Origin of the sequence: Accumulibacter sp. (genome assembly GCF_023806625.1) — a bacterium.
In the GTDB taxonomy this organism is placed as follows: domain Bacteria; phylum Pseudomonadota; class Gammaproteobacteria; order Burkholderiales; family Rhodocyclaceae; genus Accumulibacter.
Genome location: NZ_JAMTDX010000043.1, coordinates 36,354 through 54,274, shown reverse-complemented (window position 1 = coordinate 54,274; position 17,921 = coordinate 36,354). Strand labels below are relative to the sequence as shown.

16 protein-coding genes are annotated in these 17,921 nt (G+C 67.1%); 14 read left to right on the top strand and 2 right to left on the bottom strand.

Features of this window, described 5'->3' with window-relative positions; genetic code table 11:
- Window positions 1-12 precede the first annotated feature (12 nt).
- The 8 genes from NFW05_RS07865 to NFW05_RS07830 all read left to right on the top strand — a co-directional run bounded on the left by NFW05_RS07865 (window position 13) and on the right by NFW05_RS07830 (window position 8,975).
- The gene (locus NFW05_RS07865) at window positions 13-1,725 is read left to right on the top strand and encodes a GspE/PulE family protein (protein WP_295304652.1); all 1,713 of its coding nucleotides are present in this window, start codon (window positions 13-15) and stop codon (window positions 1,723-1,725) included.
- A gap of 4 nt (window positions 1,726-1,729) precedes the next feature.
- On the top strand, window positions 1,730-2,932 hold the full coding sequence (locus NFW05_RS07860; RefSeq protein ID WP_295304649.1) for a type II secretion system F family protein: 1,203 nt from the start codon (window positions 1,730-1,732) through the stop codon (window positions 2,930-2,932).
- A 4-nt stretch (window positions 2,933-2,936) separates the two neighbouring features.
- Complete coding sequence (locus NFW05_RS07855; RefSeq protein WP_295304646.1) at window positions 2,937-4,481, top strand: hypothetical protein; 1,545 nt, start codon at window positions 2,937-2,939, stop codon at window positions 4,479-4,481.
- Window positions 4,478-5,080, top strand: a complete 603-nt coding sequence (locus NFW05_RS07850; protein WP_295304645.1) for a hypothetical protein — start codon at window positions 4,478-4,480, stop codon at window positions 5,078-5,080. The genes NFW05_RS07855 and NFW05_RS07850 overlap by 4 nt, the downstream gene beginning before the upstream one ends.
- Before the next feature lie 19 nt (window positions 5,081-5,099).
- Entirely contained in the window at window positions 5,100-5,552 is a 453-nt protein-coding gene (locus NFW05_RS07845) for a hypothetical protein (RefSeq protein WP_295304642.1), read from the top strand.
- Window positions 5,542-6,795, top strand: a complete 1,254-nt coding sequence (locus tag NFW05_RS07840) for a hypothetical protein (protein ID WP_295304639.1) — start codon at window positions 5,542-5,544, stop codon at window positions 6,793-6,795. The genes NFW05_RS07845 and NFW05_RS07840 overlap by 11 nt, the downstream gene beginning before the upstream one ends.
- Window positions 6,792-7,529, top strand: a complete 738-nt coding sequence (locus tag NFW05_RS07835; RefSeq protein WP_295304637.1) for a prepilin-type N-terminal cleavage/methylation domain-containing protein — start codon at window positions 6,792-6,794, stop codon at window positions 7,527-7,529. Before NFW05_RS07840 ends, NFW05_RS07835 begins: the two co-directional genes overlap by 4 nt.
- Before the next feature lie 150 nt (window positions 7,530-7,679).
- Entirely contained in the window at window positions 7,680-8,975 is a 1,296-nt protein-coding gene (locus tag NFW05_RS07830) for an adenylate/guanylate cyclase domain-containing protein (RefSeq protein WP_295304634.1), read from the top strand.
- Between the two features lie 46 nt (window positions 8,976-9,021).
- Here NFW05_RS07830 and NFW05_RS07825 read toward each other — a convergent pair whose 3' ends face one another.
- A complete protein-coding gene (locus NFW05_RS07825; protein ID WP_295304631.1) occupies window positions 9,022-10,758 on the bottom strand; it encodes a sensor histidine kinase in 1,737 nt (578 codons plus the stop codon).
- Window positions 10,759-10,925: 167 nt separating this feature from the next.
- On the opposite strand from NFW05_RS07825, the gene NFW05_RS07820 reads away from it, so the two are divergent.
- The 4 genes from NFW05_RS07820 to NFW05_RS07805 all read left to right on the top strand — a co-directional run bounded on the left by NFW05_RS07820 (window position 10,926) and on the right by NFW05_RS07805 (window position 13,573).
- Window positions 10,926-11,630: a prepilin-type N-terminal cleavage/methylation domain-containing protein gene (locus NFW05_RS07820; RefSeq protein ID WP_295304628.1), complete on the top strand. Its 705-nt coding sequence runs from the start codon at window positions 10,926-10,928 to the stop codon at window positions 11,628-11,630.
- A 191-nt stretch (window positions 11,631-11,821) separates the two neighbouring features.
- Entirely contained in the window at window positions 11,822-12,703 is an 882-nt protein-coding gene (locus NFW05_RS07815) for an SPFH domain-containing protein (protein WP_295304830.1), read from the top strand.
- 18 nt (window positions 12,704-12,721) lie between these two features.
- Complete coding sequence (locus tag NFW05_RS07810) at window positions 12,722-13,375, top strand: hypothetical protein (RefSeq protein WP_295304626.1); 654 nt, start codon at window positions 12,722-12,724, stop codon at window positions 13,373-13,375.
- 9 nt (window positions 13,376-13,384) lie between these two features.
- Complete coding sequence (locus NFW05_RS07805; RefSeq protein ID WP_295304623.1) at window positions 13,385-13,573, top strand: hypothetical protein; 189 nt, start codon at window positions 13,385-13,387, stop codon at window positions 13,571-13,573.
- A gap of 49 nt (window positions 13,574-13,622) precedes the next feature.
- On the opposite strand, the gene NFW05_RS07800 is transcribed toward NFW05_RS07805, so the two are convergent.
- Entirely contained in the window at window positions 13,623-15,548 is a 1,926-nt protein-coding gene (locus tag NFW05_RS07800; protein ID WP_295304620.1) for a sigma-54-dependent Fis family transcriptional regulator, read from the bottom strand.
- A gap of 308 nt (window positions 15,549-15,856) precedes the next feature.
- On the opposite strand from NFW05_RS07800, the gene NFW05_RS07795 reads away from it, so the two are divergent.
- Both NFW05_RS07795 and NFW05_RS07790 read left to right on the top strand, forming a co-directional pair.
- A complete protein-coding gene (locus NFW05_RS07795; RefSeq protein ID WP_295304617.1) occupies window positions 15,857-17,377 on the top strand; it encodes an aldehyde dehydrogenase family protein in 1,521 nt (506 codons plus the stop codon).
- 76 nt (window positions 17,378-17,453) lie between these two features.
- Window positions 17,454-17,822, top strand: a complete 369-nt coding sequence (locus NFW05_RS07790; RefSeq protein ID WP_295304614.1) for a DUF779 domain-containing protein — start codon at window positions 17,454-17,456, stop codon at window positions 17,820-17,822.
- The last annotated feature ends 99 nt before the right edge of the window (window positions 17,823-17,921 follow it).

Here is a 17,921-nt window from a genome sequence, read left to right as displayed (position 1 = left end):
CGGGGACACCCGATGAGCCGGCCGGCCGGGCTCGCCCACTCGCGGCCGCTCGGCCAGATCCTGATCGCCAAGGGCATTCTCAGCGAGGATCAGCTGCGCATCGCGCTGCTCGAGCAGATGAAGTCGAACCTGCCGGTCGGCAAGCTTCTGGTCGCGCTCGGTTTCGTCTCCGAGGCGACGCTGCGCGACGCGCTGTCGGAGAGCCTCGGCAAGCAGAGCGTCGACCTGTCGAATGCGATCATCGATCCCTCGGCGCTCAAGCTCGTCCCGCGCGAGCTGGCCAAGCGCCATCACCTGCTGCCGCTCGACTTCGACAACGAGAATCAACGGCTGACAGTGGCCATCGCCGACGTCAACGACATCATCGCGCTCGACCGGATTCGCGCGCTCGCCGGCGACGAGATCGAGATCGACACGCTGCTTGCCGGCGAGACCGAAATCGACCGGGCGATCGACCAGTGCTACGGCTACGAGTTGTCGATCGACGGCATCCTGCACGAGATCGAGACCGGTGAGGTCGACTTCCGCGGGCTGCAGTCGTCGTCCGACGAGTACAGCCAGCCGGTCGTCCGACTGATCGACTCGATCCTCACCGACGCGGTCAAGCGCGACTCGTCGGACATCCATTTCGAGCCCGAGGCCGGCTTCCTGCGCATCCGTTACCGGATCGACGGCATGCTCCGCCAGGTCCGCTCGTTGCACAAGACGTACTGGCCGGCGATGGCCGTGCGCATCAAGGTCCTCTCGGGGATGAACATCGCCGAAACGCGCGCCCCGCAGGACGGGCGGATCTCGCTGAACATGCGTGGCCGCCAGGTCGACTTCCGCGTTTCGGCCCAGCCGACGATCCACGGCGAGAACATCGTTCTGCGCATCCTCGACCGGCAGAAGGGGATCGTCCCGCTCGAAGGGCTGGGCCTGACCGAAAGGCAGCTCGACCAGCTCAAGCTGATGATCGCCCGTCCCGAGGGAATCGTTCTGGTCACCGGGCCGACCGGCAGCGGCAAGACGACGACGCTCTACTCGGTGCTCAACCACATCAATTCCGAGGGAGTCAACATCATGACCCTCGAGGACCCGGTCGAGTATCCGATGACCCTCGTTCGCCAGACGTCGGCGGCCGAGTCGGTCAAGCTCGACTTCGCCAACGGCATCCGCTCGATGATGCGCCAGGATCCGGACATCATCCTGGTCGGCGAGGTGCGCGACGCCGAGACGGCGCAGATGGCGCTGCGCGCGGCGATGACCGGACACCAGGTCTATTCGACGCTGCACACCAACTCGGCGATCGGCGCGATTCCGCGACTGCTCGACATCGGTGTGCTGCCCGACATCCTGGCCGGCAACATCATCGGCATCGTCGCCCAGCGGCTCGTCCGTCGCCTCTGCGTTCACTGCAAGGTTCCCTACCAGGCCGAAGCGCACGAGCTCCGCCTGTTCGGTTCGCTCGCCGACGGACCGCGCCCGGTGATCTATCGCCCCGGCGGCTGCGAGCGCTGCGACTTCCAGGGCTACCGCGGGCGGCTGGCGATCATGGAGCTGCTGCGCATCGACAGCGACATGGACGAACTGATCGCCCGGCGCAGTACGGTGCGCGAGATGCGCCAGCTGGCTGCCAGCCAGGGGTTCACGACGCTGGCCGACGACGGGCTGCGCCGCGTCCTCGACGGCTCCACCTCGCTCGAGGAGGTCGGGCGAGTCGTCGACCTGACCGACCGGATGTAGGGCGATGCCGATCTACACGTACAAGGCGGTGGCGCCCGACGGACGGATGGTCTTCGGGCGGATCGACGCGATCAACCTCGTCGACCTCGAGATGCGCCTGCGGCGGATGGAACTCGACCTGGTCAGCGGCGATCTGCTCAGCAACCGCAGCCTGTTCGCCGGCAAACGCGTCCCGAGGCGCGAGCTGATCCATTTCTGTTTTCATCTGCAGCAGCTCGTGCGCGCCGGAGTGCCGATCCTCGAAGGGCTCACCGACCTCCGCGACAGCCTCGAGCACCCGCGCTTCCGCGAAGTCGTCGCCAGCCTGATCGAGTCGATCGAAGGCGGACTGACCCTCTCGCAGGCGATGGACCAGCACCGGCGCGTCTTCGACCGTGTCTTCGTCAGCCTGATCCGCGCCGGCGAGACCACCGGGCGGCTGCCGGAAGTGCTGCACAGTCTCAACGAGGCGCTCAAGTGGGAGGACGAACTCGCTTCGCAGACGCACAAGATCATCGCCTACCCGGCCTTCGTCGCGACGATCGTCCTGGCAGCGACCTTCTTCCTGATGGTCTACATGGTCCCGCAACTGAAGATTTTCGTGCGCAACATGGGGCAGACGCTGCCGTTTCAGACCCAGGTGCTGTTCTTCGTCTCCGACCTGCTGGTCGGTTACTGGTACCTTCTGCTGGCGCTGCCGCTGCTCGTCGCGGTCGTGCTCCGCGTGTTGCTGGCCACCAATCCGCTGGCCCGCCTGCGCCTCGACGACCTCAAGCTCAGGCTGCCGCTGATCGGCGAGATCCAGCGGAAGATCATCCTTTCGCGCTTCGCGAACACCTTTGCCCTGCTCTACGCTTCGGGGATCCCGATTCTCGAGTCGATCCGCACGACGCAGGACGTCGTCGGCAATCGGGTCATCCGCCAGGGTCTCGAACGGGTCGAGGAGTTGATCGTCGAGGGGCAGAACGTCACCGCCGCGTTCCGCGTCACCGGTTTCTTTCCGCCACTGGTCATCCGCATGCTGCGTGTCGGCGAGAACACCGGTGCGCTCGACGAGGCGCTGCTCAACGTCAGCTACTTCTACAATCGTGACGTCAGGGAATCGGTGCAGAAGATGCAGCAGCTGATGGAACCACTGCTGACCGTGATCATGGGCGCGCTGCTCGGCTGGATCATGCTCTCGGTACTCGGCCCGGTGTATGACGTGATCAGCCGGATCAAGGCCTAGCCCGATGTACGAGCGGCGCCTGCTCTATGTCAACGCCAGTCAGCTGAGCGCCTTCCTCTGGCAGGGCGGAGTGCTCAGCGAGGAGGGTTGCTTCGCGGCCGGCGATGCTGGCCGGCAACAGTTTGCCGCCTACCTCGCGGCGAATGCGAAGAGCGTTTTCACGATGCTCGCCAACGTCGCCGAGGAAGGCTTCCACGTCGAGCTGATTCCCTTCCTGCGTGGCGCCAACCGGCAGTCGATCATCAGCCGCCGGCTCGGGCAGCTGTTCTTTGGCGCGACGCTGACCACGGCGGTGTCTCTCGGCTATCAAAAGTCGCGGCGCAAGGACGAACGCGTTCTGCTCGCCGCGCTGACCCGCAACGAGCTGTTCGCTCCCTGGCTCGAGGTCATCGCCCGGGCCGAAGCGCCGCTCGCCGGAGTGCATTCGCTGCCGCTGCTCGGCCCGCTGCTGCTGCGCAAGCTGGCCTTGGCCGACGAGCGCTGCCTGCTGCTGACCGTCCAGGACCAGACGCTACGCCAGAGCTATCTCGAGAAGGCCGAGGTGCATTTCAGTCGCCTGACTCCTTTGCAGAGCAGCAGTATCGGCGCGGTCGCACAGACCTTCGCCAGCGAAGCGCGCAAGCTGCAGCAGTACCTCGTCAGCCAGAGGCTGATCGGCCGGCAGGAGCCGATCACCGCCTACCTGCTCGCCCGCCGCGAGGCCGGCGAGGCGCTCGCCGCGAGTTGCGTCGACAGCGACAGCCTGTCGTTCGTCCATCTCGACCTCGAACACTGTGCCGAGAAGTGCGGCCTGCGGACGATTCCCGCGGACCTGCGCTGCGAACCGCTGTTCCTGCATCTGCTGGCCAGCGATCCGCCGCGCGCGCAGTTTGCGAGCGACGTTGAGCGCCACGACTACCATCTCTGGCTGATCCGTTCGGCGCTGCACGGCGCCGCAGCGGTCGCCCTCTTCGCGTGCCTGCTGTGGGCCGGAAAGCAGCTCTTCCAGGCGTACCGGATCCAGGACGAGGTCGACGGGATCCGCGCCGAGACTCTGCTCGCGCGGGGCCGCTACGAGGAGATCGTCCGGACCTTCCCGCCGATACCGACGACGACCGACAACCTGCGGCGGGTGATCGACCGCTACGCCGAAATCGAACGCGGCAGTTCGTCGCCCGTCGATCTCTGGCGCGAGGTCAGCCACGCGCTGCAGGGCGCGGCGAGCGTCGAACTCGAGAGCCTCGAGTGGAAAGCTGCCGACTCGCCGGCGGTCGCTCGGGCGCCGGCCGGCGCGATCGGCGCGAGCGCGGTTCAGCCGCCGCCGGTCGGCGAAACGGCGATTCTCGCCGGCAGCCTGCGCCTCGGCGCGGAGAGCAAGCCCAGGCAGGTGCTGGCCGCCTTCAACAGCCTCGTCGACGCGCTCAAGCGTAACCCGGGGCTCGAAGTCGAGGTCTTGCAGCAACCCTTCGACGTCGAGTCGGGCAAGCCGCTGAGCGGCGGAGATGCCACGTCGGGCGAGTTCCAGGCGCGACCGTTCCGGATCCAGGTGCGCAGAAGGGTCGGCCCGTGAACATCGGCTCGGCCGACCTGCCGAAGCTTCGCAGCAGCGTGCTGCTCGCGCTGCTCGGGCTGGCGACCGGGGCGGCGATCGTCTACGCTTCGCTACAGGTCAGGGAGAGCGCCGAACGCGCGCGGGTCTCCGCGACGATGCAGCGCGACGAGTCCGATCGCCGGCTGCGGCAGGTCCGCGACGAGGAAAGCGAGATCAAACAGAAATCGCGGCTCTTCAATCAGCTGCAGCAGCGTGGCATCATTGGCGAAGAGCAGCGGCTCGACTGGGTCGAGCTGCTCAAGGAAGTCCGCGACCGGCGTCGCCTGCTCGATCTGCGCTATGATATTTCGCCACAGCGTCAGATCGAAGGCGGCAAGCCGGGCGAATTCGCGTTCTACGCGAGCGCGATGCGCGTGCAGCTGAAATTGCTGCACGAGGAAGATCTCGTCCGGCTGCTCGCCGACCTGCGCGACCAGGCGAAGGCGCTGATCCGGGTCAACCGTTGCCGTGTCGAGCGCTTGCCGGCGGGCGCCGACGAGCGCAGCAGCGGCCGGGCGAACTTGCAGGCAGACTGCGAACTCGACTGGCTGACGGCCCGCGAGACGCCGGCGAAGTAGACACCAAGGAGGCTTGCCGATGATCGCCTTGCGGGTTGTGGCCCCCTTTCTCGGCTGCGCCGTGATCGTCGCGGTCGCTGCTCCGGTGATCGCCGGCGATCAGGGAATCGACCGCCTGTTCTTCACGCCCGAGCGGCGCCAGCAGCTCGACCGCCAGCGCGAACTGAACGTTCCCGACGGGCAGCCGGTCAGGGTCGATCCGACGCTGACCATCGACGGCGTCGTCACCCGCAGCAGCGGCCGGCGAACGACGTGGATCAACGGCGTCGCCCAGGACGAGCGGGACGCCTTCAGCGGCGTGACGGTCAGCCCGCGGCCGGGCGATCCCGGGAAGGTCGTCGTGCGCATGAGCGACTCGCCGGCGGCGCGCGCGCGCGTCGGCGAGACGGTGAACGCGAGCACCGGTGAGGCGATCGACCTGCTCAACGGGGGCTCGATCGGCGTCCATGGGGGTGCCCGCGGTGCGCCGTAGGACTCTGCCGGCGACCCGGCGGCAAGAGGAAGGCGTCGCGCTCCTCGCCGTTCTGACGCTGCTCGGTCTGGCCGGGCTGTACCTGCTGCTCGGACAGCTCAACGCGGCCTCGTATCAGGCGGCACGGGAGGAAAGCGCCGGCCGCGCGCTCGTCGAGGCCAGGGACGCGCTGGTCGGCGAGGCGATTTCCGATGCCAGGGTGGCTTACGCGGGAGTCTTTCTGCTACCCGACATCGGCGTACGGATAGCGACTCCCGACGAAGGATACGCCTCCGGCACGCCTCCGGGGGCTTCGCGCGACTACTCTGTGGCCGGGAAGATCCCGTGGAAGAGCCTCGATATCTCCGCGCCGCGCGATCGTTCCGGGGAATGTCTCTGGTACGTGCTCTCGGGTCGTTTCCGCAGCGACGTCCGCACCCTGGTGTTCAACTGGGACACCCGGGGTCAGCTGATGATCTTCGACGCGGCGGGAAACCTGCTCGCTGACAACGTGGCCGCGCTGGTCGTTGCGCCTGGCCCGGCGCTCGGGTCTCAGGACCGCCGCCGCGCCGATCCCGATGATCCGAAATACAGTGAATGCGGCGACAACTACGACGCGCGCAACTATCTCGACCCCTTCGACGCCGCCAGCGCGATCGCCGGGCGCGTCAATTACTTCCCGGGAAGTAACGGGAACCGCGTCGCCTCGGACGCCGGCGACAAGGAGTTCGTCGTCGGGGCGAACGATTCCTACAACGATTCATTCCTGTACATTACTGCCGACGAACTCTTCGATCGATTGATCCGGCGCAGCGACTTCGCCGTCGCGGTCAGCAAGCTGCTCGACGATCCTGACCTGCGCCAGCAGGTGGAGACGGGTCGTACGCAGACGGTCGCCGTTTCTGCCGGCCCCGGCAAGGGGACCGACAACCTCGACTGCGCGCAGGTCAAGGCCGCAGACGTCCGGGTTTTCTGCACCAACTGGAAGGAGATGTTGTTCCTGACCCAGTTGCCAGTCGCTTCGCCGATCACCATCGACGGACTGCAGACAGGCGCCTGCGTCCGGGTCCTGATCTTCGCCGGCCGTCGGACCGCCGGTCAGATTCGCGTCGCGCCAACCGACAGGGTCAATCCCGCGAACTACCTCGAGGGCGCCAACCTGACCTCGTTTCGCGTGCCGGTCGCCGCCGCGTCGAGCTTCGCAGGCTGGAGCCAGTTCGACGCCAGGTACCCCGAAAGGGATCTCGTGAGGTGTCTGCCATGAATGCAAACCATCGTCTGCCGCGTTCGAACTCCGGGTTCACGTTGACCGAACTCGCCGTCGTTCTGGTCATCGTCGCGCTGCTGCTGGGCGGCCTGCTGGCTCCTCTGTCGGCACAGATCGACGTGCGCAACACCAGCGACACGCGCCGGGCGCTCGGCGAGATCCGTGAGGCCTTGCTCGGCTTCGCCGCAGCCAACGGTCGGCTGCCGTGCCCGGCCCCGGCGAGCACGGCGAGCGGAGCGAACGGCGCCGGGATCGACCCGCTGGTCGGCACGACCCTCGTGGCCTGCCCGAGTGAATCGGGCGTGCTACCGTGGGCGACGCTCGGCGTCGCCGAGACCGATGCCTGGGGGCACCGCTATACCTATCGGGTCAGCGCGGCGTTCGCGCAAGCGCTGCCTTCGGGAAGCAAGGCCGCTTTCCAGCTTTCCACCCAGGGAACCCTGGACGTCTACTCGGCGGCCACTGGTGGTGCGGTCGTGGCCACGGGCGTCCCGGCGGTGGTCGTCTCGCACGGTGCCAATGGATTCGGGGCGTTCACCTCCGACGGGGTCCAGCTGTGGGTCGGTGACAGCAATGACGAAGCAGAGAACCAGCTGACCGGCGGCGGCTCCGCGATGGCCAATACCACCTTCGTCAGCCGGACGAGGACGCCGAGGTTCGACGACGAGGTCGCGTGGATCTCCCCCGGAGTTCTCTTCAACCGGATGATCACTGCCGGGAAGCTGCCCTGAACGGTTTTCCGACGGGTGGCGCAGACGGCGGACCCCGTGGAGAGGCTCGGGGCGTCGTGCGGGTTCCCGATCGCTGCCGCGCATTGACCGCGGGCGTGCTTCTGGGGTCCAATTGGCCGATGCCTCCTTTCCCCTTCGAGCTCACCCACGATGGACGCCGGTCGTTCGTTCATTGACCGGCTGCGCAACGCGGGGATCTCGCCGAGCGACCCGGAAGAGCTGCGTCTGCAGAAGTCTCTGCTCGTTTTCGCCACCGGTCTGATCTGCTTTGCGTCGGTGCTCTGGCTGTCGATCTATTGGCAGTTGGGGCCGCGCTTCTCGTCGAACCTCCCGTTTGCCCTGCAGCTGCTGCTCGTCGGCAATCTGCTGGTCTACCTGAAGACGCTGAACTTCAACGCCTTCCGGCAGATCCAGCTGGCGCTGTTCCTGTTCAGTCCCTTCGTCGCGCAATGGAGCATCGGCAGCTTCATCACCGCCAGCGGCGTCAGCCTCTGGGCGCTGCTCGCGCCGATCGGCGCGATCCTGTTCATCGGCCCGCGCGAGTCGGGTGCCTGGTTCTTTGCCTACTTCGTACTGACCGCGCTCTCCGGCGCCGTCGATTTCCATCTCGCGGATCTCCAGCCGATCGGCGAGTACCGCGTTCCGTCGCAGACCGCCGCGTTCTTTTTCGCGCTGAACTTCGTCGCCGTGTCGACGATCGTCTATCTGCTGCTCCGCTATTCGGATTCCGAGAAGCACAAGGCCCAGCAGCGGCTGCAGGAAGCCCACCGCCTGCTGCAGGTCGAGCAGGATCGCTCGGAGCGGCTGCTGCTGAACATCCTGCCGGCGCCGGTGGCCAGGCGTCTGAAGGACAGCGACCAGACGATCGCCGACGGTTTCGCCGAGGTGTCGGTGATGTTTGCCGACATCGTGAACTTCACGCGGGTTGCCGAAGGGCTGACCCCGCAGCAGGTATTCACGATGCTCAACAAGATCTTCTCGTGCTTCGACGAACTCGCCGAGAAGTACGGTCTCGAGAAGATCAAGACGATCGGCGACGCGTACATGGTCGCCGCCGGGCTCAACGAGGAGTGCAGACATCCGACCGAGGCACTCGCCGACATGGCCCTGGAGATGTGCGCGCTGCTGCACGAGGATTTCAGCATCAACGAGATGCATCTCGAGTTGCGTGTCGGCATCGGGACCGGCCCGGTGGTCGCCGGCGTCGTCGGCAAGAAGAAGTTCATCTACGATCTATGGGGAGACACGGTGAACATCGCCAGCCGGGTGACCAGCGAAGGCGTTCCGGGAATCGTCCAGGTCGACGAGCGCACCTACGAGCACCTGCGTGCCGACTTCGACTTCCAGGAGCCGCAGACGATCTACCTCAAGGGCAAGGGCAACATGGTTGTCCATCGGCTGATCGGCCGCCGCGCCGCCGGCCAGACGACGGCTTCGCTCCGCTGAACGTCGTCGCGCAGCGCCGGCCCATTGCTCGTCCGGACCACGCCACTCAGTCTGTCGCTGCGCGAGTCGCCGGTGCCGGCCGATCGCAGCGTTCCTTGCGGGTCAGTTCGAAGCAGACCTCGCCGGTCCGGTTGCCCGCCAGGCGCAGTTCGTAACCGCAGCTCTCGGCCTGGCGTGCCGCGTGGTAGAGGCCGATCCCGAGTCCGCGCTCCGAGCGCACCGGCTCGCGCAGCAGGCTGCCGGCGATGTCCTCGTCGATCGCGCTGCCACTGTCGCAGACGGCGAGTCGCGAGGCGTCCGCCGTGAGGCTCGCGCTCACCTCCAGCCCGCTCTCGGCCTGCGCCTTGAGCAGCGCGTTGTGCAGCAGGTTGTCGGCGACGCTGTCGAACAGTGAGGTCGGCACGAGGGCCTCGGGGTCGAAGTCGGTTTCGGCGAAGCAGACCGGCGCCGTCGCGTAGCGCTGCTGCTGGATCTTCCACCACATATCGGCGGGCAGTACGCCACCGGCCTCGCTTTGCGGCTTCTGCAGCTTGGCCAGCGTCTGCTGCACCCGTTGCGTGATCTGCGGCAGCTGCCGCTGCAGCAGCCCGAGGCGGTCAGCGTCGGCGCCATCGCTCGCCTGGGCGAGATAGCAGAGGTTGTTCAGCGACTGGAGGAGGTTCTTGACGTCGTGGGTCAGCCGCGCGCCGGTTTCGTGGATTGCGCGCAGGTAGCTGACCTGCTGCAGCTCGCGAGCGCGCAGCTTGGCGATGTAATGCTCGTTGGCCAGTTGCGCGAGGAGGTGGAAATGCCAGATCAGCGCGGGACTCAGCTGGTGTCGGGTATACAGCGTGAGGAGCATCGGCTCGGCAGGAAAGTCGTGACGGTAGCGGGCTTCGGCGCCGAACGTGCCGCTCTTCGATCCGGCGTGCCAGCGGCCGCCGACGACCCAGGGAAGGTCGCGCATCTCGGCGAGTGCCTGCGCGAGGAAGCGGTCGGGCTCGCTCTCGCGGCTGGCCAGGGTCGTCAGGCGATGCAGCCATTTCTCGAAGGGCAGGCCGATCGACAGCAGGTAGCGCGAGAAGAAGACGTCGATGCCGGTGTAGCCCGGGCGCGTATTCCACGTCCAGCCGATCAGCAGGAGCAGCAGCGCGATCGAGATCAGCGTGTTCAGCACGGCCTCGAAATACCCTGACTGGCGTAGCAGCATGAAGGCCAGGCTGCCGAGGACGAGCACGGCGATGAGCAGGAAAATGAACAGGCTGTAGAACAGGTCGACCATCGCACCGTCCGCCCGCTGGTCCTCGCCCGGGACCGGCAGCACACTCATTACCACCAGAAAGAGCGGCAGCGCCCAGGCGAGTTCGCCATCCAGAGGCGGACCGGCCAGGGCCGAGCCGGGGACGATCTTCGGCACCAGCCAGAAGAGCAGCGCGGCGAGCAGATAGGCGAAGGCGACGAGATGGAAGACGCGCGTCGGCCGGTGGTCGAGGAACATCACGCGTCCGCCGACGAGCGCGGCGAGGACGACCACCCAGACGATCAGCAGCCACCAGCCGTACCACAGGACACCGCAGACGAGCCACAGCGCGATCACCGCGAAGCCGCTGAAGTCGAGCCTGCGTTCGGCGTAGATGAACGGCTGCCAGAGGATGAACAGCCCGACATTGACCAGCCAGCAGACCAGGCTCATCGCCGATTGTGCTCCGGCGACCAGCGCGAGGTGCAGCGCGCCGAGCAGGCCGACGAGCAGCCAGCGCTGGCGCTGGCGAAGCGCGACGCCGACCTGTTGAAGAGCGGTCACCGGGCGTCCCCGGGACGGCAGCGGCGACCGCTGCGCAGTCCGGCTTTCGACAGGAGTGACCGGAATCCGACACTTTTCACCGCGCCGAACGCCGAAATGGCCGATTTATCCTGGCATGCATCATGCTTCAGCTTGGCCGTCATGGTCGGTAAGCAACGGAGAACGAGATGAATCTGGCGAAGGGACGGGAATCTGGCTTCACCCTGGTGGAGATTGCGATTGTACTCGTCATCATCGGCCTGCTGCTCGGCGGTGTACTGAAGGGGCAGGAGCTGATCAGCAGCGCGAAAGTCAAGAACATGGTCGGCGACTTCCGCACCGTGTCGAGCCTGATGTACGCGTATCAGGACCGCTTCAAGGCGTTCCCGGGTGACCAGACGCAGACGCAGCTCGACAACGCCTTCGGCGTCGCCGCCGCTCAGGCCTGCGCGCCGGCTGCGGCGGGGCAGTGCGCACAGAACAACGGGCGGATTGACGGCGCATGGAACGCCGGTGGCGCGGGCACCGGCGTGCTCACCGACGAGACTTCGCTGTTCTGGCAGCACGTGCGCCTGGCCAACCTGGCCACCGGGCCGACCGCGATCGCCGACCCCAACTACCGGCCGCGCAACGCCGACGGCGGGTTCATCGGCATCGAGATGGCCGGCGCAGCCGCGACTCCGTACATCCAGAACATGCGCGGCTCGTTCTTCGTCTGCTCGGACGGCATCCTCGGCCGCTACGTCAAGCAGATCGATACGACGATGGACGACGGCAATACCGCCGGCGGCTCGGTCCAGGCCGTCCCGACCGGGTCGGCGCGCAATACCGCGCCGACCGCAACCGTGGCCATCGTCGACGGCAACCAGTACACGGTCTGCGCCGCGTTCTAGCCCGAGTCCGCGCTGCCGGAAGAGCGGCGCGGCGACCTCGACGGCACACCTCCGGTCGGCTCTCGCGGTGGCGGACTTTGCCGCGCGCGCGATTGGCGCTATCATGATGATATCTATTTGCAAGCGCCTGGACGCAGCGGCCGTCGCTGCCCGCCCGGTCGCGAAAGGAGTTGGCGGTGGCGACGGACTCGATGGCGCGCTCGCAAGAGATCGAGCGCGAGACGATCAGCGGCTACGTCGGTCTGGCTCTCGGGCTCGGCTTGCTCGGCGGGGCGCTCTATTTCTTCCTGAACGTCGCGGCGAGCGGCCCACGCGCGCTGGCGATGGCGATTCCGCTCGCCGTGCTCGGGGCCTTCGTCCTCGCCGGTCTGTACATGCTCCAGCCCAACGAGGCGGCGATCCTGCTGCTCTTCGGCCAGTACAAGGGAACCGACAGGAGTGAGGGCCTGCGCTGGGCGAATCCCTTCTACCGCAAGCAGAAGATCAGCCTGCGCGCGCACAATCTGGCGAGCGACCGGCTGAAGGTCAACGACAAGCGCGGCAATCCGATCGAGATCGCCGCGGCGGTCGTCTGGCGGGTCGCCGACACCGCCCAGGCGAGCTTCGACGTCGAGGACTACCAGCAGTACGTGCGCATCCAGGCCGAGGCCGCGGTGCGTCACCTGGCCTCGACCTATGCCTACGACGAAGGCGAGGATCTGCACCCGGGCGAAATCACGCTTCGTGCGGGCCAGGACCGGGTTGCCGAGTCGCTGATCCGCGAGCTGACCGACCGCTTCGATCGTGCCGGCATCGTCGTCGAGGATGCCAAGCTGACGCACCTCGCCTACGCTCCCGAGATCGCCCAGGTGATGCTGCGCCGGCAGCAGGCCGAGGCGATCATCGCCGCGCGCAGCAAGATCGTCCACGGCGCGGTCAGCATGGTCGAAATGGCCCTCAACGGGCTCTCCGAACGCGACATCGTGCACCTCGACGACGAGCGTCGAGCGGCGATGGTCAGCAACCTGCTGGTCGTGCTCTGCGCGGAGAGCGAAGTCGCGCCGGTGATCAACACCGGCACGCTGTATCAGTGAGCGAGTGACCGCGCAACGATGAACCCGCTGCTCGTCGTGGTGATGATCGGCTGTGGTGCCGGGCTGGTGCTCGTCGCGTTGTTGCTTCACGGCCTCGGCCCGGCCGGGGAACGAGGCGCGATGGTCACCGGCGCGGTCGGCGTCGCCATCGCCATCGGCGCTGCGCTGCTGCGAGCCTTCGCGGTCGGGCGTCCGGACACCCGCCAGGCGGACTTGCCGGGTCTGCGTTACGCTCATCGCCAGCCCGGGCGCTTCGTCTGGCTGCCGGTGCTCCTGGCAGGAATCGGTCTGGGCGTCGCGCTTTCGGTGACGCACGACGCCTGGCCGCTCATGTTGATCCCGCTGCCGGTCGTCGTGCTCGTCGCCTTCGCTTTCGACGGACTGACGATCCGTGTCTCGGGCGACGAGCTCAGCTGGAGTTTCGGGCGTTTCGGTTTTCCCCGCGGGCGAGTCGGCCTTGCCGAGCTCGCGTCGACGAGCCTGACGCAGACGACCTTTGCCGAGGGGTGGGGCATCCGGCGGACGCGGCGTGGCTGGCTGTACAACATCTCGGGGTTCGACGCGGTCGTCGTTCACCGTCGCGACGGCAAGAGCTTCCTGCTCGGCAGCGACGAGCCGCGCAAACTCAAGGCGGCGATCGATTCGGCGCTCGCGGCGAGCCGCAGCGGATGATCACCGGCGATGCCCAGTCCGGCGAAGAAGGCCTTCCTGCTGCGCGTCGATCCTGCTCTCTGGGCCGAACTCGAACGACTGGCCGCGGCCGACCTGCGCAGCGTGAACGGGCAGATCGAGTACCTGCTCCGCGAGGCGCTTGCGGCGCGCGGAATCCACCTCGTGCCGGGTGGGCGAACGCCGCCCGCCGATCGCTAGCCTGCTTTCCCCGGCACCGGAGCGCTTCGCCGCCGTTCTTCGGCCTGCGTCAGGCGCCCGCGCGAATTCGCCGGTACAGGGTATTGCGGCTGACCCCGAGCCGCCGTGCGGCTTCGGACAGGTTCCCCCGACTGCTGTCGATCGCCTTGCGGATTGCCGCCTGCGAGATCTCGCGCAGATTCTCTCCGGCGGCGGAGCCGGTGAGGCGGGGATCAGCGCCGCTCGCGGCTGCGCGCAATTCTTCGGCGAGGTCATCGGGCAGGTGTGCCCAGCCGATGACCTTCTCGTCGTCGTCGATCAGTGCGCAGGCGGTGCGTAGCGCGTTGGCGAGCTGCCGGAGGTTGCCGGGCCAGGCGTAGCCGGCAAACGCAGCGGCGAGCGAGGCGTCGAGCGAGAGGGCGCGTTCGGGCGAGACTTCGCGGAGCATGCGCATGGTCAGCAGGGCCAGATCGCGGCGTTCGCGCAGCGGCGGAAGGATCAGTGTCAGGCCGTTGATCCGGTAATAGAGGTCGGAACGGAAGCGTCCCGCGTCCATCTCGGCCTTGAGGTCGCGATGCGTCGCGCAGATCAGGTCGAAGTCTACTGGAACAGGCTGAACTCCACCGACCGGGACGACCTCGCGTTCCTGAACGACGCGCAGCAGCCTCGCCTGCTGCGCGAGCGGCATGTCGCCGATCTCGTCGAGGAACAGCGTTCCTCCGTGGGCGCAACGGATGTGCCCGGGCGATCCTTCCCGCCTCGCACCGGAGAAGGCTCCGGGTACGTAGCCGAACAGTTCGGCCTCGACGAGATTCTCGGTGAGCGTCGCGCAGTTGACGGCGACGAACGCCTTGCCGCGCCGTGGGCCGGAGTTGTGGAAGGCTTTGGCGAAGAGTTCCTTCCCGGCGCCCGATTCGCCGCGCAGCAGCAGAGCGATCGGCTTGCCGATCACCCGGCGCGCCTTGGCGATGGCCGCCCTGAGACACGGATCGCCGGTGTCCAGCGCGCTCAGCGCGTCCGGGCCGTCGTCGCTCGCCGGCGCCGGTGCCGGCACGATCAGCCGCTGCTGTTTCCGGCCGATTTCGACGCGCAGGAACAGGCGCTGGCCACTCGCGTCGCGCGCGGGCATGGCCATGCCGGAGCGCAGGCGTCCCCAGTGGAGGAGGTCGGCGACCGATACGTCGACCACGGACGACACCGGGGTCGTGCCGATGTCTGCCGGGCGCAGGCCGAGCATCTGCAGCGCCGACCGGTTGGCGCCGACGACCAGGCCATCCCTGGACAAGGCGAGGCAGCCTTCGGCGACGCTGCCGATGCCTTCGCGAAGCCGATGGCAGCGCAGCCGCAGGTCGTCGCCGTGGCGCGCGGCGAACAGGCTGTTCTCGATCATCTGCGCGGCGACCCGGACCAGAGCGAGGGTGTGTGGATTCCGGCCGCGGCGGTCGCCGGAAACGTCGAGCACGCCGAGCAGGCGGCCGTCGGGAGCGCTCATCGCGGCTGCCGCGCAGGTGAGAAAGGCGTTGCGCTCGAGGAAGTGTTCGGCGCCATGGACGACGACCGGCTGCCTTTCGACCAGTGCGGTGCCGATGGCGTTGGTGCCGCGATCGCCTTCCGTCCACGACGCGCCGCGCATCAGGGCGACGCGCTCGGCGCGGCTCAGGAAGTCGGCTTCGCCGAGCGTCCGCAGCAGGATCCCACGATCGTCGGCGACGATCACCATGCTTCGCGAATCGCGCGTCTGGGCGTACAGGTAGTCGAGCACCGGCCGAGCATGGGCGAGCAGCTCGGCCTGGCGCTCGGCGGCGCTCTGCAACTCGCTGGTGGTGAGCAGGGCGGGCTCGGGCAGCGGGCCTGCCGGGGCGAGGCCGGCATCGAGACAACGGCGCCAGGAGCGCGCGACCAGCGGGCCGACCGACTCGTCGGACGGTGCCTCGCCGCGTTCGATCAGCAGCTGGCGCGCCTCGCGCAACGCGATCCCACTCGATCTGTTCGGCATCCGTCTCCTCCTTTGCCGCTGCGCAGCCGTGGTCGGCCCGTCGATCCGTTTTCCATGACCATACCCGCTGCCCCACCGGTGTGCAACAGTCGCCGGCGATCGATACCCGCGCCTGTGTCAGATCGGGACAAGTGCGTCATCGTGTGACGCTCCGCAAGCGTGTCGCTGGTCCTCTCGAAGACAGGAATGTCCGAGAAACAGTGCACTACGCCGGGCACATGGCTGGCACGTTCCCTGCTGTAGATCAGACGACACGCGTCAAGACGGGTCAGATTTCCGCACCACGACAACGCACAGAGGAGATACGGATGATCTACGCTTTTCCTGGCGCCCCCGGCGCGACGGTCGAGTATGGCCGCAGATACGACAACTTCATCGGCGGACGCTGGGTGCCACCGGTCAAGGGACAGTATTTCGACGTCGTCACGCCGATCACCGGCCGGTCGTATACCCAGGTGGCGCGGTCGACGGGCGAAGACGTCGAGCTTGCCCTCGACGCGGCGCACGCTGCGGCCGACCGCTGGGGACGGATTTCGGCAGCGGACCGCTCGAACGTCCTGCTGAGGATCGCCGACCGGATCGAGGCCAACCTCGAACGGCTGGCTTACGCCGAAACCGTCGACAACGGCAAGCCGATGCGCGAAACGTTGAATGCCGACATCCCGCTGTCAGCCGATCACTTCCGTTACTTCGCCGGCGCGCTGCGTGCCCAGGAAGGCGGCATCAGCGAGATCGATGAGACGACGGTCGCCTACCACATTCACGAGCCGCTCGGCGTCGTCGGCCAGATCATTCCGTGGAACTTCCCGCTGCTGATGGCCGCCTGGAAGCTTGCCCCAGCGCTCGCTGCGGGCAACGCGGTGGTCTTGAAGCCGGCAGAGTCGACGCCGGTGAGCATTCTGATCTTCGTCGAACTGATCGCCGACCTGCTGCCCCCGGGAGTCCTGAACGTCGTCAATGGCTACGGCCGCGAAGCGGGTCTGCCGCTGGCGACCAGCAAGCGGATCGCCAAGATCGCGTTCACGGGCTCGACGACGACCGGTCGGGTGATCGCCCAGGCGGCGGCCAACAATCTGATCCCGGCGACGCTCGAACTCGGCGGCAAGTCGCCGAACGTCTTCTTCGCCGACGTCATGGCCGCCGACGACGGCTTCCTCGACAAGGCGATCGAGGGTCTCGTGCTCTTCGCCTTCAACCAGGGCGAGGTGTGCACCTGTCCTTCGCGGGCGCTGATCCACGAGTCGATCTACGACCGCTTCATCGAGCGCTGCCTGCCGCGCATCGCTGCGATAAGACAGGGCAATCCGCTGGACACCGAGACGATGCTCGGCGCGCAGGCCTCGCAAGAGCAGCTGACCAAGATCACCTCGTACCTCGACCTCGGTCGTCAGGAAGGCGCCGAAATCCTCATCGGCGGAGCCCAGGCTGAACTCGGCGGCGAACTTGCCGGCGGCTATTACGTGCAGCCGACGCTGTTCAAGGGGCATAACCGGATGCGCGTCTTCCAGGAGGAGATCTTCGGCCCGGTGCTCGCGGTGACCACCTTCCGCGACGAGGCCGAGGCGCTCGAGATCGCCAACGATACGCTCTACGGACTCGGCGCCGGAGTGTGGACGCGCAACGGCAACCTCGCCTACCGGATGGGTCGCGGCATCAAGGCCGGCCGCGTGTGGACCAACTGTTACCATGCCTACCCCGCGCACGCCGCTTTCGGCGGGTACAAGGAGTCGGGCATCGGCCGCGAGACGCACAAGGTCATGCTCGATCACTACCAGCAGACGAAGAATCTGCTGGTCAGCTATTCCGAGCAGAAGCTCGGCTTCTTCTGATCGTTGCCGATCCGCTTCCCGACGATCTCTCTCCCTCGGGGGGCAGGCAGCTGCCCCCGCTCTTCCGGAGTCAGCCATGGTGTCACGAGTCATCGCCACGGAGGCCGCGCTGGAGCTCATCGAGTTGCTCAAGAAGAAGCATGGTCCGGTGTTCTTCCATCAGTCGGGCGGTTGCTGCGACAACAGTGCGGCCAACTGCTACCTCCCGGGCGAGCTGACGATCGGATCGGGTGACGTCTACCTCGGGGACATCGGCGGCTGCCCGTTCTACATGGGAAAGTCTCAGTACGAGTACTGGAAGCACACCCAGCTGATCATCGACGTGATCGACGGATTCGGCGGGACCTTCTCGCTCGAGGGCCCCGAAGGCAAGGCCTTCCACACCCGCTCCCGGGTATTCAGCGCCGAGGAGCTGGGCGAGCTGTCGCGCATGATCGACGAATAGACCGGAGTCGGGCGGATCCCGCTGGCGGCGACCCGAGCCGGGATGGAGCCTGGGCACGAGGATAGTCAGCGCGGCCGCTGCGGCCAGCGCGATCAGCGG

Bases quoted from the DNA above. Each gene is read 5' to 3' on its own strand.
- NFW05_RS07795 (WP_295304617.1), top strand. From the start codon at position 15,857: ATGATCTACGCTTTTCCTGGCGCCCCCGGCGCGACGGTCGAGTATGGC.
- NFW05_RS07835 (WP_295304637.1), top strand. From the start codon at position 6,792: ATGAATGCAAACCATCGTCTGCCGCGTTCGAACTCCGGGTTCACGTTG.
- NFW05_RS07845 (WP_295304642.1), top strand. From the start codon at position 5,100: ATGATCGCCTTGCGGGTTGTGGCCCCCTTTCTCGGCTGCGCCGTGATC.
- NFW05_RS07830 (WP_295304634.1), top strand. From the start codon at position 7,680: ATGGACGCCGGTCGTTCGTTCATTGACCGGCTGCGCAACGCGGGGATC.
- NFW05_RS07865 (WP_295304652.1), top strand. From the start codon at position 13: ATGAGCCGGCCGGCCGGGCTCGCCCACTCGCGGCCGCTCGGCCAGATC.
- NFW05_RS07800 (WP_295304620.1), bottom strand. From the start codon at position 15,548: ATGCCGAACAGATCGAGTGGGATCGCGTTGCGCGAGGCGCGCCAGCTG.
- NFW05_RS07820 (WP_295304628.1), top strand. From the start codon at position 10,926: ATGAATCTGGCGAAGGGACGGGAATCTGGCTTCACCCTGGTGGAGATT.
- NFW05_RS07790 (WP_295304614.1), top strand. From the start codon at position 17,454: ATGGTGTCACGAGTCATCGCCACGGAGGCCGCGCTGGAGCTCATCGAG.
- NFW05_RS07815 (WP_295304830.1), top strand. From the start codon at position 11,822: ATGGCGCGCTCGCAAGAGATCGAGCGCGAGACGATCAGCGGCTACGTC.
- NFW05_RS07860 (WP_295304649.1), top strand. From the start codon at position 1,730: ATGCCGATCTACACGTACAAGGCGGTGGCGCCCGACGGACGGATGGTC.
- NFW05_RS07805 (WP_295304623.1), top strand. From the start codon at position 13,385: ATGCCCAGTCCGGCGAAGAAGGCCTTCCTGCTGCGCGTCGATCCTGCT.
- NFW05_RS07855 (WP_295304646.1), top strand. From the start codon at position 2,937: ATGTACGAGCGGCGCCTGCTCTATGTCAACGCCAGTCAGCTGAGCGCC.
- NFW05_RS07810 (WP_295304626.1), top strand. From the start codon at position 12,722: ATGAACCCGCTGCTCGTCGTGGTGATGATCGGCTGTGGTGCCGGGCTG.